Origin of the sequence: Orientia tsutsugamushi (genome assembly GCF_900327275.1) — a bacterium.
Taxonomy (GTDB): domain Bacteria; phylum Pseudomonadota; class Alphaproteobacteria; order Rickettsiales; family Rickettsiaceae; genus Orientia; species Orientia tsutsugamushi.
In genome coordinates this window covers 2262720-2280154 of record NZ_LS398548.1, presented here as the reverse complement: position 1 = coordinate 2280154, position 17435 = coordinate 2262720, and the positions used below count along the sequence as shown (strand labels likewise).

13 protein-coding genes and 2 pseudogenes are annotated in these 17435 nt (G+C 28.9%); 4 read left to right on the top strand and 11 right to left on the bottom strand.

Annotation, left to right across the window (positions count from 1 at the left end):
* Window positions 1–104 precede the first annotated feature (104 nt).
* From DK405_RS11760 to DK405_RS11730, 7 genes are all read right to left on the bottom strand, one after another.
* Window positions 105–1001: a metal ABC transporter substrate-binding protein gene (locus DK405_RS11760; protein WP_045912414.1), complete on the bottom strand. Its 897-nt coding sequence runs from the start codon at window positions 999–1001 to the stop codon at window positions 105–107.
* The gene (locus DK405_RS11755) at window positions 998–2206 is read right to left on the bottom strand and encodes a CCA tRNA nucleotidyltransferase (RefSeq protein WP_045912413.1); all 1209 of its coding nucleotides are present in this window, start codon (window positions 2204–2206) and stop codon (window positions 998–1000) included. The genes DK405_RS11760 and DK405_RS11755 overlap by 4 nt, the downstream gene beginning before the upstream one ends.
* 52 nt (window positions 2207–2258) lie before the next feature.
* Window positions 2259–3458 carry a dicarboxylate/amino acid:cation symporter gene (locus DK405_RS11750; protein ID WP_045912412.1) on the bottom strand — a complete coding sequence of 400 codons (1200 nt, stop codon included), beginning with the start codon at window positions 3456–3458 and terminating at the stop codon, window positions 2259–2261.
* A 177-nt stretch (window positions 3459–3635) separates the two neighbouring features.
* Complete coding sequence (locus DK405_RS11745) at window positions 3636–7103, bottom strand: UvrD-helicase domain-containing protein (RefSeq protein ID WP_045912411.1); 3468 nt, start codon at window positions 7101–7103, stop codon at window positions 3636–3638.
* Between the two features lie 12 nt (window positions 7104–7115).
* A complete protein-coding gene (locus tag DK405_RS11740) occupies window positions 7116–7607 on the bottom strand; it encodes a SixA phosphatase family protein (RefSeq protein ID WP_045912410.1) in 492 nt (163 codons plus the stop codon).
* Window positions 7608–7670: 63 nt separating this feature from the next.
* Window positions 7671–8522, bottom strand: coding sequence for a 4-hydroxy-tetrahydrodipicolinate reductase (locus tag DK405_RS11735; protein ID WP_045912409.1), 852 nt, complete (start codon window positions 8520–8522; stop codon window positions 7671–7673).
* A gap of 6 nt (window positions 8523–8528) precedes the next feature.
* The gene (locus tag DK405_RS11730; protein WP_231967852.1) at window positions 8529–9347 is read right to left on the bottom strand and encodes an ABC transporter substrate-binding protein; all 819 of its coding nucleotides are present in this window, start codon (window positions 9345–9347) and stop codon (window positions 8529–8531) included.
* Window positions 9348–9762: 415 nt separating this feature from the next.
* Between DK405_RS11730 and DK405_RS11725 the strand changes: the two genes are divergently transcribed.
* Window positions 9763–10290 (top strand): cytochrome c oxidase assembly protein, encoded by a 528-nt coding sequence (locus tag DK405_RS11725; protein ID WP_012460741.1) that lies wholly within the window; start codon window positions 9763–9765, stop codon window positions 10288–10290.
* Between the two features lie 281 nt (window positions 10291–10571).
* Here the strand turns inward: DK405_RS11725 and rpmF are convergent, their stop codons facing one another.
* On the bottom strand, window positions 10572–10778 hold the full coding sequence (gene rpmF / locus DK405_RS11720; protein WP_045912408.1) for a 50S ribosomal protein L32: 207 nt from the start codon (window positions 10776–10778) through the stop codon (window positions 10572–10574).
* A gap of 150 nt (window positions 10779–10928) precedes the next feature.
* Between rpmF and bamE the strand changes: the two genes are divergently transcribed.
* Window positions 10929–11240, top strand: a complete 312-nt coding sequence (gene bamE, locus DK405_RS11715; protein ID WP_230594925.1) for an outer membrane protein assembly factor BamE domain-containing protein — start codon at window positions 10929–10931, stop codon at window positions 11238–11240.
* 370 nt (window positions 11241–11610) lie between these two features.
* On the opposite strand, the gene era is transcribed toward bamE, so the two are convergent.
* The 3 genes from era to prfA all read right to left on the bottom strand — a co-directional run bounded on the left by era (window position 11611) and on the right by prfA (window position 14834).
* The gene (era, locus tag DK405_RS11710; RefSeq protein ID WP_045912407.1) at window positions 11611–12531 is read right to left on the bottom strand and encodes a GTPase Era; all 921 of its coding nucleotides are present in this window, start codon (window positions 12529–12531) and stop codon (window positions 11611–11613) included.
* Window positions 12528–13550, bottom strand: coding sequence for an FKBP-type peptidyl-prolyl cis-trans isomerase (locus DK405_RS11705; RefSeq protein WP_045912406.1), 1023 nt, complete (start codon window positions 13548–13550; stop codon window positions 12528–12530). The genes era and DK405_RS11705 overlap by 4 nt, the downstream gene beginning before the upstream one ends.
* Window positions 13551–13754: 204 nt before the next feature.
* Window positions 13755–14834: a peptide chain release factor 1 gene (gene prfA, locus DK405_RS11700; RefSeq protein WP_045912405.1), complete on the bottom strand. Its 1080-nt coding sequence runs from the start codon at window positions 14832–14834 to the stop codon at window positions 13755–13757.
* Window positions 14835–15138: 304 nt separating this feature from the next.
* Here prfA and DK405_RS11695 point away from each other — a divergent pair.
* Window positions 15139–15955 (top strand): annotated as a pseudogene (locus DK405_RS11695) (IS5 family transposase); the annotation flags it as partial.
* Between the two features lie 529 nt (window positions 15956–16484).
* Window positions 16485–17359, top strand: a pseudogene (locus tag DK405_RS11690) (IS982 family transposase).
* Window positions 17360–17435 lie beyond the last annotated feature (76 nt).

Sequence of the window (17435 nt, the reverse complement as noted above, 5' to 3'; positions counted from 1 at the left end):
AAGAACCTCCATTCAAGTAATATTATTATCATTGAATACTGAAAGTCAAGTATATATCACGTAATATTCATACCTAAAGTAAATCCTTCATCATTTTATAGCATTCAACTTCCATTTCCATGTGGTAAACAATCATGTAACTTAGCAATGATATCATATAACTTAGATAAAATCAGTTTATCATCAATACCTTCCTTAGTAGGACACATTTCACTCTCTAATCTCACAACTTTAATTTTATTATTAAATAATACACTCAGATGTGTTATTTCATGTCTCTGTCCTAATATCAGACATAAAGATCTTTCCTTAGATAAAGATTTAATTTGTTGCATAGCACTTAAAGTAACTGCTCCATGGCAATTAGTAGGTACTTTTACAACTTTTGCTTTATTACAGTTAAAAAAATACTCAATAGCACTATCCAACACTATAATATCTGTAGATAAAATTTTAAACAGATCAATCTGTTTCTCCTGAATTATATTTAACTGTACAATAAGTTTTTGATAATTTTCAAACAGCATTTGCCTTGCATAAGAATCGAATTGTTTTTCAAATAGCTTATAAAGCTCTAATGATATTAATTTAACATTATTAATATCATACCAAATATGCCAATTAGTACTTGCTCTGTTATGAATTAAGCTTATCCCTTCAATTTCAGATAATCTGATTACTTGCGACTGAAAAAACGACGATAGTTTAGTCATATAATGCTCAAATCTATCGTCTATATATATTATTAAATCTGCAGATTGAACTTTATAAATATCACCTGGTCTTAACTGATAACCATGAGAACAACCTGTTTGCCCAAATTCTAAACTTTCTACTTTTGCTAGATCTTTAACTATAGCTTTTACAATTGCTGCAATTGGAATATTAGAAGTAACAATTCGAAGCTTTTTTTGAGCAAAAATAATATTAATACTACAGTAATTAAATATTAAAAAAGCTATTACACTTAACCTAAATAACTTAAGTTTGAAAAAAATCATAACTTTAATAAATCGATTAATTCTTGCTTATTAAGAGTAAAATCACTGTTTATCCAAGCATGATTAAGATATAATAATACTTCTTGAATAGCTTGCTTTTTAAAACCAAGTTCTTTAAGATCAGAACCACTAACTGGTAATTTAGGTGTTAATTCATAAACTTGCTGCTTAAGCATATTTGCTTCTTCATCAGAAATACAACCTAACAATAAAGCTAAATTAATATAATCATCAATATTATCTGCCCTGGTTAACCAATATTTTCTTATTAAAAAAATAGCATTTTTACTTTGACATTCAGATAAAAAAAGGCATAACCTAACTATCTTTCTAATCATTGCTTTACTAAACCGTAAATTTGAAAGAATCTCTTTTAAATCCTGTACATCATTACTGCTTAGCAATACCGAATAAAGCACTATAACATTTAGTAAAATGGATTTTTTTTTTGCAATTGTTGTTACATTTTTAAAAACTGACAAATTTAACTTTAACCTAAGACCTATATAATATGTAATATTAATTTCAGCCATTTTTACTAAAGTTTCATATGCATTAGGAGAAATAATAATCTTACTTAGCTCCTGAACAACCCTTTCCTTAGACAGAATAGATAAGCTTTTAGCATACTTAGCACACGATTGATATCCTTCTTGATCGATAGATCTGGCATAATATGATGAAAATCTAAAAAACCTTAAAATTCTTAAAACATCCTCTTGAATACGAGTATCAGAATCACCAATAAATATCACTCTTCTATCTTTTAAATCCTGCAAACCATTAAAATAATCGTATAATAAACTCTGCTCAAATGAATAACTAAGAGCATTAATAGTAAAATCACGCCTTTTTGCATCTTCAAAGTAATCATTTGAAAATTCTACCTTGGCATACCTGCCATAGCACTGCATATCTTGTCTTAAAGTTGTAATTTCAAATTTTTCTTGCTTTATTACAGCTGTTACTGTACCAAACTTAATTCCAGTGGCATAACACTTTATATTGTTTAATTTGAGTAAATCCATTACTTGATCTGGAAGCAATGGTGTTGCAATGTCAATATCATTAACTGGATGACCCAATATAATATTACGTATTGCCCCCCCTATAATGCGAGCAGACTTTATAGAACTGGCAAGCATAAGCAATAACTTTTCAATATTTTGTGATGGAAATATTATGCAGATAGGAATTTCTGTCATGTATTACAAAATATCAACAAACATCAGCACTATATAATAGGCTAATGTTTTATTAAGAATAATAAGTTTCTTCATCAAAAGTTCCTTCTGACTGATCAATAATCAGTGTAATAGTTGCATCTCCTGTAATATTAATTACAGTTCTAAGCATATCAAGTATTCTATCAATTCCAACCAAAATTGCCACCCCTTCAATAGGTAGATTAACAGCAGAAAGAACCATAGGCAACATAATTAATGAAGCACCTGGTATACCTGCTCCACCAATAGTACCTATTGTCACCATTAATATTATGACAAAATAATCATGTAACTGTAAGGTTACGCCAAAAAGTTGAGCAAAGAAAATTGTAGTTAAAGCTAGATTAATAGCAAAGCCATCCATATTAATAGAAGCTCCTAATGGTAAAATAAAATTAGTAGTAGCACTTGACACTCCCAATTTATTCTTACAAACATCCATAGTTGTCACTAAACTAGCCTTGCTACTACTAGTAGATAAAGCTAGAATTTGGTATTCTATACTTTTTCTATAAAACGGCAGTGGAGAAATACGACAAAACACCATAATTAATACACCAAAAATTAAATATTGCATAATCATTGCTAACACTATTGCAAACATCAGTTTAGACAACCCAAATAATATACCAATACCATGATTACCAACAACCCATGCAGTTAGTGCAAATGCTCCATAAGGTGCCAATAAAATGATCAACGAAATCATTTTCATAATCATTTTAGAAATAATACTAAATAATTGACGTAATGTAGATGAGTTAGACATCTTATTAAGAGTTATGCCGGTAAATATTGCTAAAAAGACAACTTGTAGTATGTTGCTGTAAACAATAGCTCCTAAAGCATTATCAGGAACAATATTTATTAAAAAGTTAACTACATCAAATTTTGCTCTCTCTAAATTAGTATGGTTTACAGGCAAATCAATAGTTATACCTACACCAGGCTTTAAAATAATAGCAATTCCAATGCCGAACAATACAGCAAATAAAGTTGTCAATGTAAAAGCAATAGTAGCTTTAATGCCAAGCCTACCTAAAGAGTCTGAATCATTTACACTAACAATGCCAGATACTAATGAAAAAAATATCAATGGAGCAATAATCATTTTTATTAAACGTAGAAATATATCACCTATTGGTTTAATATAATCAACATATTCAGGAAATGTGATTCCAGTGATTACTCCTAATACAAGACCTAATATTACTTTTTGCCATAACATCATAAAACAAGACATTTTTAGTTAAAAATATAAGATTAACGCAATCTTAAACTAATACTATAGGTTAAAGTTACCTGCGCTAGCATTAAGCAAAGTCGCATTCATAATTATAGGCTATATTATAGTAATTTGAAGCCTAACTAATAAAACTGCTTTAACAATAACTATATGGTTTTTAAGCTATATTTTTATATTCATAAAACATACATTTTCAAGCCACAAAATTTTTGTATTTACAGTATGCATAGGATAAATAAGTTTTATTATATCATGATAAGACTTTAACTGCTTTAAATATGAGCTTTGAACCTCAAGCTGTGTTTCTGGTACTAAAAAATCAGTTTTGTAATCAACAATAACAACATGATTATTCTTAATTGCTAAGAGATCAATTCTTTTAAATACAAAAACTTTTGTATCATCAATATAAAATGCATCATTATTACTGCTGATATCAGAATTATTACTCAAGCACATAATTCCTACGTTTACTTCGCTCTTTAATTCATAACTATTTAATAAATAGTTAAATTCTTGATTAGCAATTAGAGCATTAAAAATTTCCTCTACTTTATTTTTTTGCTTAATAGTTAATAACTTTACATAAGAATTATTTAAAAAAAGTTTTATGCTTCTATTTTTTATTACCTCTTCTAAAATTTTATGACAAACAACTCCATAATTAATTCCATGTTCCTCTTCTAATGGACTAAAACTACTTAATGATATTAAATTAACACTTAAAAACTTTAATTCTAGAATCCTACTTAGATCAAATCTAAAATCAAAAATCTGTTTTACTAAACTTTTATAATCATGTTCAACTTGACCAACATCTTGAATATGAGACTTGCATTCTAATAGATTACTGTATTTAGAAGCAGCTTCTTCTTGAACTGAATTTATTATCGGTGTTAATAATTCTGAAGAAAACTCTACCCTATTGTATACCACTTTATTGATACATGTAAAGTCTAAATTACATTCTTTTCTACTAATTCCAGGAATCTTAGACATGGATTCTTGAATAATATTATACCAGCACCCTTGAGGTAAAGTAGCTGCAGTATTATAGCCACAAATAATCAATTCATCCTCTGCCCTTGTCATAGCGACATAAAGCAGCCTAAGATATTCTTGATAATCAGTATGCTTTGCAATTTCTGCCTGAGTCTTCAAATAATTATCGCAATGCTTAGATTGTATTCGCCATAACATATTACCATCATTATTCCATAATATACCAGAAGGACTAATAGGTAATGTAGTAGTATCAGGTAAAATTACTATAGGGGCTTGTAATCCCTTAGCAGCATGAACTGTCATAATGTTTATACAATCTTGTGTATCAACATCTCTTTTTATCTCAATATTATTACTATCAAACCAAATAATAAACTCTCTTAAACTATTAGAAAAAGACTTAAAAAAATACTCTACTACTTTTAGAAATTCATCAATAATATCATTTCCATCATCAATATTAACATTGATCAATACTTGCCGATAATTCAATACTTCTATTACCAAATGAAAAAAGTAATCAGGAGTACTAGAACAATACAAATCAATAAATTTATGTAATTTACTAACAACACTTTGATAATATAAATTATCTTTTTCAATGGTAGTTAAAAATTGCCATATACTATCTTTATGTTTTTTGCTTCTACACAGAAAATAAATATCTTCTTCAGTGCAATCAATAAACGGAGATTTAAGTAAACAAGCTAAATTTAAATCATCATCTGAAGCAATCACAAACTTTGCAAGAGCAATTAAATCGATAATAGATAAATGGTCTTGCAATGATACTCTGTCAATACCAGATACTTTTAAATTAAGTTTTCTAAGCTCACTAACTAGCTGCTTAACAAACTCATTTCTACGTCTTACTAAAATAAGAAAGTCTGAGCATTGTATTGCTTGCTTAGTTGAAGGCAAAACTCTTTTAGATGAGATTTGCAGATTAACATAATGTGCAATTTGTTTAGCTAGAATATAGGAGCTCTGCATGGAAGCTTGAATACCATTAGCTATTGAAGCATCTGCTATTGGCCAAAAAACTTCTTTACCATCTTTTGACTTATTCTCAACTACTATATCCCATAACTGTACCAAACCATGATCTGCTGCCCTATTACATTTCAATTTTACTAAATCATCACTGCTAAATAACTCAGGCATTTGTAAGCTAATATCTGTAAATACTGCATGAACAACATTTAATATCTCCTGAGTAGAGCGATAAGATACATCTAAACTTACAGACTTAAATGGTTTTTTAGCAACATTAAAACTACTATTTAATTCTCTGCTAAGAGTATTAAATACCTCAACATCAGCTCCCTGAAAGCTATAGATTGCTTGTTTTTTATCTCCTACAACAAAAAAAGTTGAGTTATTATTCTTATTACCTCCAGCAAGTAAATCATTCAGCAAAGTAAGAACAATATTCCACTGCTCTAAACTATTATCCTGAGCTTCATCAACTAGAATATGATCAATTGACTGATCAAGTTTGTATAGTATCCAATCTTTACTTGAAGTATTCCTTAACAATTTATGCGTGTAACGAATTAAATCATCATAATCAAGGTAATTATGAGATAATTTATACTGTTGGTAAAAATGAAGCACTGCAGTGCTAATTCTATATAAATGATAAGTCGACTCTATGATTTTTAAAGTATTAAGTCTATCATGCACTTGCAAAATATCTTCTTGTAACAGTGAAAAATATTCACTTAAATCAGGATATTTATTTTTAAAATCCTGGCTAATTAAATTACGTCTTTTTAATCCATTATTTGTTAAAAACAAAGCCATTATTTCATCAAGTCGCTGAATAAAAGAGGAATAATCTAATTTTTTATATTCAATAAATTTAGCTACAAATTGACTGCTTATTTTATTACTAATTTGATACTCATAATCAAAAACAGGACATTGAGTAAATTTGACAAAAAATTGCTTAACAATTGACTCCTTATCAGTAATGCTAAAATTTTGCAAAAGAAAAGTTTGATAATCTTCAGCAGTTGAATAATGCTCTAATAAAGACAAAAATTTTCGCTGATCAGCTATTATATTATCAATTAGTTGAGTGATACTGTTTTCATGCTTATAATTAGCAATAAATTCTAGAGATCCATGTATCTCGCTGCTACTATGAATTAAATTCTGCTGAATAAAATAAATTATTTCTTTTGTTTTTAACTCGTCTAAAATAGTAAAATTTGCATTAATACCTGCTTCTACTGAAAATTTTTGCAGTAAATTTTGACAAAAACTATGAATAGTTTGAATAGCGATATTTTCTTTTGCCTGCAAATATTCATTACATAAAGACCTGGCACGTAATACTTGACTATCTGTTGGATTTATACCTAACATATTATGCATACTAGCAACTAGCATAGCATTATCCATACAAGCCCAGCTCTTTAACTGAGCAATCACTCGATCTAGCATTTCATTAGCAGCTGCATTAGTAAATGTTAAGCATAATATTTTTTGCAGCTTAGCACCTGATAATAATAACCTTAATACTCTATCAGTTAAAACTTTAGTTTTCCCTGTACCTGCCGAGGCAGATACCCAACATGATACATACGGATCAGAAGCTATTAGTTGATTAATGTTCACAATACTAAGATATTAATAATTAGGCATAAAGATATCATATACCATCCCTAATCCTAACAACGAGCTAGACCAAGAAGTAACATCTGCATATTGTATAACTATCACACAAGCTGGAACTAGCTTAAAGTTATTTCTTTTCTGTTGTGCTACTGTTAACCTATAAAACTCATATAAGTATGGATTATGGCCTATAATAAGTAATGATTGTATATCATCTGGTTGCTGTTGAATGATATCGATAATATTTTCTACATTACTTTGATACATCTTGTCTATTATATCAATATTATTATCATTAATGCTAATTGAACTCACTGTTTTTACAATATTTAATGTTTCAAGTGTACGAGCACTGGGAGAACATAATACTTTTTCAATATTAAATTTATTTAGAAAATAAGATGCATTTGTTACTACTTGCCTTCCTAATTCACTAAGCGATCTAGCAAAATCATTAATATTATGCTTAGCATCACCATGTCTCATTAGCAATATCTGTTTCACTTATTCACCATTTATATTTTAAAAAACACTTCAATCATCTTTACTCTAAGATATGAATAATTTTCATTCTAAGTTACTATTTAACAAATCTATAAAAGAATATAGACCAATTTTATTTCTACCTAAAAGCCACTCTGCAGCTGTCAGAGCTCCCTTAGCAAATAAAGAACGATTCATAGACTGATGCTGAACTGAAAGTATATCATCTTGTCCAATAAACATTACTTCATGCCGGCACGGCATTTCTCCAGCCCTTATAGAAGAAAACCCAATATCATTTTTCTTTGTAGTACAATTTTTCTTCTGCTTGTCTATCGTAAAGTTATGCGCACTATTCTCTGTCAATTGAAAATCATTATCATTCTCATTCTGTTGCAGTTCAGCATTTTGCTCAAAGTATGCAGCATGATTTAGTTTGATATTTCTACCTTTAGCAACAGCTTTACCAAGCATAATAGCAGTTCCAGAAGGAATATCTACCTTGCTTTTATGATGCATTTCAATAATTTCAACATCGTAGCCAGGATTCAGCAGTCTAGCTATTTTTTCTATCATAATATTCATAACATTAGCTGCCAAACTCATATTTGGAGAATAAAAAATAGGCACACTATTACTAGTCTCTCTCATCAGATATTCATGCTCTTTTGACAATCCAGTGGTTCCTATAACCAACGGCACTGTATTTTTCTTAGCATGATGTAATAGTTGCGGTAGTACATCTATAGCTGAAAAATCAATAACTACATCAGATTTTTGACATAACAACGATAAATTACCCTCATCATCTTGACTAGAATGAGTTGCTGACAATTGATATTGAGCCTGATTATTGATTATTTTAGTAACCTCTTGCCCCATTCTACCACTTGCACCACATACACCTACTCTTATAACAGCACTATTTTCTATCATTAGCTATTAATACCATTTTTGTTTTAACTTAGTTATTATACCATTATTTTGAAGTTTTAATATCGACTTATTAACTTCAGCTATTAAGTTACTACCTTTAGAAGACGCAATAACAAATTCAGAAATACTTTCATCAATAATAAATTTTTTAAGTTTAGGATTATCAGCAACAAATTTAGCAGCTTGTATATCTTCAAGAATAACTGCATCAATAATTTTAGACTTCAGTTCTTCAACTAAAATTAAATTATTATCAAGAAACCGTAACTTTGAATTATCGCTATCTTTGTTAATATTCTCAGCTATTTCCTGCCAAGTTGTACCAAGCTGAGCACCAATGATTTTACCTTTAATATCTTGACAATCAGTAAAATTACTATCAGTTCTAAATAACACAGCAACTTTTGATGTTAGGTAAACATTGCTAAAATTTACATACTCTTTTCTTTGATCAGACTTAGATAAACCAGCTATAACTAAATCTAGCTGCTTTAAAGATAAAGCAAGCAGTAGTCCAGGAAAATCAAAATTTTTAATTACTACTTCTTTTCCTAAATCTTGACCAATTAGCTTAACTATATCAATATCTAGACCAACAATTTCATCGTCTTTAAAGAATTCATATGGTGGATTATCAGCAGCTGTTCCTACCAATAATACATTGCTTTTTACATGCTGATTCTTCGATTGAATTTTTATATAGGCTAAATAGCTTAGCAACATCAATATTAATACAGCAATGCACATAAATGAGCGTTTAGTCATAAAAAAATTTCCTCTTAACTTTAGAACCTTTATCAGCATCATACATAATACTCGCACCATTAAATTACAAGCACATGTAATATTCATAACTTCCGCAAAAATATCAAAATAATTACTTTAAAACCCGAGCTTGATATTGTGATGCTGTCTTTTACGCTTCATAATGTGTAACTACCTTTCTGAATTAAGATATGTATACCTTCAACAACATTGCATGTGGTAAATTCACAATGCTTATCCTTATTGCTGCTATGCGTAAATTATTGCATACTATTTATGATGTATAGAACTAGGTGTATCGAAGAAAGCATATAAATAAGTAATAAATTGTTCAAAATTATGTAATTATTGTTTAACAAGCAGGTTCATGTTAGCATAAAATTTTATATATTACAAATGAGACAATGAACATTAATAGTAAGTTCACTATATCTTCTATGTTTAAGAAAAAATTATTTTTTCTTCATTAATAGCCGTGAAAGCAAAAAATAATGAAATAATATTTACTTTAATATCACTGATAGTTAGTATGCTAATTTTAAGCTTTGCTTCAGTACCAATCTATAGTTTATTTTGTAAAGTCACAGGGTTCGGAGGCACCGTACGACAGCAAATTGCAAGCTCTAAAAAAAAAGGTAAGAAACAAATAACTATAAACTTTGACGCAAATATTGAACAAAATTTACAATGGCAATTTATTCCAAAACAAAAAAGTATTACCGTTACTACTGGTGAAAATAATTTAGTATTTTATTATTCACGTAATCTAACAAACCGTGATATAGTCGGAACCGCAATTTATAATGTGACTCCAAATAAAGCAGGAAAATATTTTGTCAAAATTTATTGTTTTTGTTTTGAGGAACAATTATTAAAAAAACAAGAAGAAATCTTAATGCCAGTATCATTTTATATAGATCCAGCTATAGAAGATGATCCATATATGAACGATGTTAATACTATTACCCTATCATATACTTTTTTTAAGATAAGAGAGCAATAGATTTTTTTTTGAAACTTAAAAATCAATAGACAGTCTGTAAAATGGCAAAACTAATTAGAATTATGATTTAATAAGAGAAGGGTAAGTATGGTAGATAATCTTTGTATTGGTAAATATAAGCTTTTTAATAATACTAGCATGTTATTTAAGTTATTCAAAAAGCTAGCTACTTATCTTCTTAGCAGACTTTTTGCCTAATGTTTTTTTCATACTAGATTTTTATGAACTTGTTATAACTTTCATTTGATTATAACTTATAATCAAACATCTTAAATATCATATTAAGGATTGTTATTATTATCGTTTGTATTAACATTATCCGTAATAACTTTCCTCCCATTATAAGTTCCATGAGTCATACATACATGGTGCGAGAGTCTATATTCTCCTGTTTTTGCATCTGTGATAACATTTACCTTAGCTAATGCATGGTGTGATCTGCGCATTCTTGTCTTAGATGCAGAAGTTCTTTTTTTAGGTACTGCCATATATGTCCTCGATAAAATTTTATAATTTGTAATTTTTATATATTAAATTAGAACTTAATATATTATATTTTATCAATGAAATCCAGCTAATTAATAATGCGATATAATATGGTTTACTTCAGAGTTTTTATTAAGAGAATATTTTTATTATTGAGTCTATTATTAATATTAAGTGCTAGTACTATTGACTATCATGGTAAGTACATTCGAGATGAGCAGATAGAACAGTTACAAGAAAAATTACTACGCCAAGATGTTAGTTTGTCTAAGCTTGATGTTATTAATTTAATAGGCGCTCCTTCTTTTATCTCAGCAGACAATTTAAATATCTGGTATTACATCCATTATACCACCAAAGTAAATAATCTTTGGTTTAATAAATTACTGGCTCAAAGAATTGTTATACTAACTTTTAATGCTGATAATGACAAATTAATGCGTATATTAGTTTTTGATAACTAATCTTGCTATAATAAAATATACATAGAGAAGTGTGACAATGAATCAAGAAATTAAAGAGTTCAAAATCAATGCAGCTACATTATATTTATATTTAGAAAATAAAGTAATTAAAACAGTAATGAAGCTAGTAAAAAAACTAGTGATAAGGTGCTTCCTTAATTAAATAATAGAAAAATAAGAAATATTATAGGTATTTGCTAAAGTCTTCTAAAGAAACAAACAAAACTATCATGATTTCTTACAGAAAATTTTAGCAAATATTTTAATCAAGAATTATGAAAATATATGTTTAAAACTATATAAATATAAGCTCAAAAGAGCTATAACTCTTATTCTTCTCTAACATATCTTATATCAAACTTATGTTATATTATGACTTTATTAACTTTAATCCCATCTTTTCATAAAAGCTATATTCTTGGTCCCAAGTAGGTCTTATTTTTACAAATAAAATTAAGCATACTTTAAGATTAAGAATTTTCTGCATAGCAAATCTAGCCTTTTGGCCAATACTCTTGATTCTACTGCCTGCTTTACCAAGAATTATTGCCTTATAGTTATCCTTATTAGCTACAATTGCTTGATAAATTTTAACACTGCCATCATTTAGTTGTTCCCATCTTTCATGCTCAACTGTTATATTATATGGTAATTCCTGATGTAGCGCTAAAAATAGTTGCTCTCTAGTAATTTCTTGGGCTAAAAACTTCATACTAGCAGTAGTAATATCATCTTCATCATATAACCAAGGCTTAATAGGAGCTATAGTAGATATATATTGAAGCAATTCTTGTACTCCATTTCCATTTAATGCAGATATTGCTATAATTTTAGCATTAATAGATAATTGTTTTAGATCATTCATTAACTGAGTCAAGTTATTTACGCAAATATCAATTTTGTTTAAAATAATGCAAAACTTAATTTTTTGTGATATTAATCTAGTTAAAATAATTTGAATTTGTTCATTTAATTTTTTAGTAATATCTATTATCAACAATGCTATATCTGCCCCAACAACGCTTGTCCATGCGCAGCGCACCATTGCTTTTTCTAATGTTTTTTTTGGTTGGAATATTCCAGGAGTATCAATAAAAATCAATTGTGTAAGGTTGTAAGTTACAATCCCTGTAATAGCAGATCTAGTAGTTTGGACTTTTGGAGTCACAATAGAGATTTTTTGTCCTATTAATCTATTTAGTAAGGTTGACTTACCAGAGTTTGGCATACCCAATATGCTCACAACCATTGTCTTTTGTTGTTTATCTAGTCGATTTTTAGACTCTATCATTGAATATTACTTCCTTCCTGAAAGTTAAAAAGCTCAAGAATAAAAAACTCGTCTGTAAGTAATTTTGATTGTAGATCGTAAGATAATTTAATTGGCTCTTTATCTAAACTATTTCTAAAATATTTTCCTTTTGTTAACACTGTTCTCTTTCCAGCTGGAATTTTATCAAAAAGGGCATATGAAAAAATCATTGGATAATCATTTTCTCCTAAATGCATTTCTATTTTTTGATCTTCACTAGTAGTATCATATATGACTGTTCCATCAAGCTTGCTGATTTTGGCATCAAAAGTTGCAAAATGCCCGCATAAATATGGTACTTTATATGGTACTATTTCATCATCCCAAATTCTAATTTCGTTTTGTTTAATACTAGTTAAAGATGCAATATCTTGTAATGTAATTTGAATCTTATATGCTTTACTATTAGATTGATTGGTTACTGTATCAAGATTCATATACTGCTGAGGAATTATCGCTTCTCTAACTTCTCCAACGCGCATACCTACTGTTATATTATCAATACTATCAGCTTTTCTTGTATCGCCAAGCTTCAGTGTCTTCACTTTTTCTTCAATAATAACATCGTTTTCATCAGTAATACGATAAGAAATAGTTACTGTTTGCCCACAATAAGCTGGCCCTTTAGCTTCTGGTATCTTAGTAATGTCTTTGATATCAAAGATATAGTTAATAAGCGCAATATTATTAATTTTAGTATTGCTACTAACTGCTAAGTTAGACTTTTGTTCAACTGGATGAACCAAATTTTTAAATAGTTGTTTTCCTGTATCTGTCTTCAAAACATTGATTAAAACCTTAGAAAGAGATTTTTCAAAAAAATTGCCTTCAAGCTCATTAAACTCTGGTTCTTTGCTGTTTATTTCTGTGGCAGCAGAAGAACTATCAACTACGTCATTACTATTGTTGTTTGTAGTTTGTAAAAAGTCAATAAACTTACCAGTAACTAATACATAGATAATAGCACCAATTGTAATAAGATTAATAATTTTTTGCATTATATATATTATTTTTAATGAACTTTTTCAGTTAAAATGCTGTTTTGATATCTAAGAAAAGTAAATTTTATGTAAAACACATATATTTGGAAATTTAATTTTAAAATAATAGCATAAAATCTTTCCCACAATATGCAGTAATACTATAAACTAACCATTGCATTACTCAAATTTAATTCTTTTATCTATGCTACAAAAGGATTCTCAAAATTGAATATTACTATCAGCTATTTTTTTCGCCTCATTTTCCGAGATCAAATTATTAATGATTTCGTCTAATTTACCCTCTTGAATAATTTCTTCGATTTTATATAAAGTAAGGTTAATTCTATGATCAGTTACTCTACCTTGAGGATAATTATAAGTTCTAATACGTTCTGAACGATCGCCAGTTCCAACTTGAACTTTTCGTGACATTGCTTGCTCTTGCTGGCTTTTTTGTTTTTCTAAGTCATATAATCTAGCATACAATATTTTCATTGCCTTAGCTTTATTTTTATGTTGTGATTTCTCATCTTGTTGAGATACTACAACACCAGTAGGAATATGAGTAATTCTTACTGCGGAATCAGTTGTATTAACATGCTGTCCTCCAGCCCCAGATGCGCGGTATGTATCTATTTTAAGATCTTTAGCATCAATTTTTACATCAACTTCTTCAGCTTCTGGAAGAACTACAACAGTTGCAGCAGAAGTATGTATTCTACCATTTGATTCTGTTTTAGGTATTCTCTGGACTCTATGTACTCCTGATTCAAATTTTAAATTAGCAAATACACCGTTTCCACTAATCAAAGCTGATGCTTCCTTACATCCACCAATTTCTGTATCTGATATCGATAAAAGTTCAAACTTCCACTTTTTACGTTCAGCATATTTATTGTACATCTGAAATAGAGATGCTGCAAATAACGCCGCTTCATCTCCGCCAGTGCCTGCTCTAACTTCAATAATTGCATTTTTATGATCATCACTCTCTTTAGGGAGGAGAGATATTTTAACTTCTTCTTCTAACTTTGGCAAATAATTTAAGGTATCATATAATTCAACTTCTGCTATTGACTTTAATTCTAAATCCTGTTCTGTATCAATTACTTGTTGCAAGTATTTTATATTTTCATGAGCTTTTAAATAGCGATTAAGTTTTTCAATTATAGGCTTAAGATTAGAATATTCTTTAGAAATTAAAGCTAGCTCTTTATTGTCTAGCTTACCACCATTTAAATCAGCTTCAAGATCTTGATATTTTTGTAAAATTTTATTCAAGTGAACAGTAAAACTCATACTTTTCGATACTTATTTGCTCAAAATTATTAAAGTCATACTTCTAAAATTAAGATCAGTCAAATACTTCCTATTAATTAAGAATTATTATCATGACTCATGCAAAAGTCAAGAAATGAAAATAGATCTTTTCAGCTAAATGAAAGATATAGAAAGCAAGTCACAACATGAGAGAAAGAAGGTATTGTAAAGAAAAAATAAAATGAGATAGAAAATATGGCAGCAGCATATTCATATAATAGACTTCTTTCGAAACTAGAGAATGATGTAGAATGGTGTTATAAAAATCTAATTTGAAGTAATAATGAAATTAGATCAGATTAAAGAGTTAAAGGATGAAAAATTTCGTTGATTAACAGGAGTAAGGAAGAGGACATTTTCAAAGATGGTGGATATTTTGAGGAAAGCTGATGGTCTTAAGAAATCAAAAGGTGGACGTAAAAATAAGCTCAATTTGGAGGAACAGTTGCTGATGGTGTTAGAATACCTTAGAGAATACCGTACTTATTTCCATATAGGTCAGAACTATGGAATTAGTGAAAGTTCAGCATATAAAGCTGTAAAATGGGTAGAAGACAGCCTAGTTAAACACGCAAACTTTGCTCTTCCAGGCCGTAAAGCTTTAATGAAGAGTGATATGAATTATGAAGTAGTCTTGATTGATGATACTGAGAGTCCTATAGAAAGACCTAAAAAAAACAAAAATTCTATTATTCAGGAAAGAAGAAAAGGCATACACTAAAAACTCAAATAGTGGTAGATAAGAAAACACGCCAAGTAATATGTACAGATTTTTCTAACGGTAAAAAACATGACTTTAGATTATTTAAGAAATCCAAAATTCTTATCCATCCTAAGGTTAAAGCGATTACTGATCAGGATATCAAGGTATACAAAAAATTCACAATAATTCTGAATTACCAAAGAAAAAAAGCAAGAAAAATCCTTTAACTAGAAATGATAAAAAGAATAATCATAGGTTAGCAGGAGCAAGAGTTGTGAATGAAAACATTATTGGTATGCTAAAACGGTTCAAAATTATTGCTGACAAATATCGAAATAGATGTAAAAGATTCGGTCTTAGATTTAATTTGATCTCTGCCATTTATAATTTTGAACTACCTAACCAGTTTCGAAAGAGGTCTATTTTTTCTTGTAAACCTTTTGCATTATGTTTTTCATGCTTCCCATTATCCTGATCTGGCGTATTAAAACTGATAATCACATCAAGTGGAAAAAGAGACATATATCAAGGTGAGCTACTATTACCTCTTTTAAGCAATATTTACCTAAATGAAGTAGATAAAATGCTAGAAAGAGCAAAGATTGCGAGTAAGCTAAGAGATGGCTATGATCATCTAGAGTACATTAGATGGGTTAATGATCTTGATCGTCCCTGATTAATTGATTGCTTTTTCTAACCAGTGCCATTTTCTATGGCAATCAATTGGTTCTATAGGCTATAAACACGAGATTAAGATAAGTTGAGCGAAAAAAAAGAAGAGGAGATAAGATAGGGATTAAGTTTGGAGATAGAATAAGAACATCAGTTTAGGATAAGAGAAAGTATGAAAAGTAGAGAATAAAAGGTATACAAAGAGAGAATGTTGAGTTAAAAAGAAAATTTAAATAAAAATAAAATAACACAACATGAAAAAATGTATTGTAACAGTATACTATTTAATAGATAATTTTTGCAAAATATATCAAGAGTGGGAAAGAAAGAGATTAATACAAAGTAGTAATCAAAGGAACAGAGATAGAAAGTTATCTTTAGCTGAGTTATTAACAATAACGATATATTTTTATTTATATCCATGCAAGGATTTTAAAAATTATTATCTATATTACTTGCGTCATAAGTATAAGTGATACTTCTGTTTGCCAAGCTATAGTAGAATAATACAACTGTGTCCTAGAATGTTGCTACCATTAGCAGTATTAATGCATTATCTGAAAGGAGATGAGACTGGTATATATTACATCGATTCTACAAAGTTAGCAATTTGTCATAATAAACGTACTTCCAGCAATAGAATTTTTAACAGATTTTCTAAAATTGGCAAGAGTAGTTATGGCTGGTTCTTAGGCTTTAAGCTTCATCTTATAATCAATAATAAAGGCGAAATAATGTCAGTTAAAATTACTAAAGGCAATAAAAGCGACCTATCTATGGCTTCAGTTATTTCTAAAGGCTTATCTGGTAAATTGTTTGGTGATAAAGCTTACATATCTAAAAAGTTATTTCATCAACTGTTGTCCAATGCTCTACGTTTATTTACTAATCTTCGTAAAGATATGAAAACATATTTATTAGACATAGATGATAAGCTCTTATTAAATAAACGTTCATTAATTGAATCTGTCTTTAATGTACTAAAAAAAACACATGCATTTAGAGCATACTCAACATTGCTCTCCTATTAATTTCTTTGTTCATATAATTCTTCTCTGCTGCTTATTCTATCTCCAAACTTAACCCAAACCTTATCTCCTCTTCTTTCTCTTCTAACTCCTTATCCTAATCTGGCGTTTATAATCCCTTATCCTAAATTGGCGTTACTATTTAATAGATAATTTTTGCAAGATATATCAAGAGTT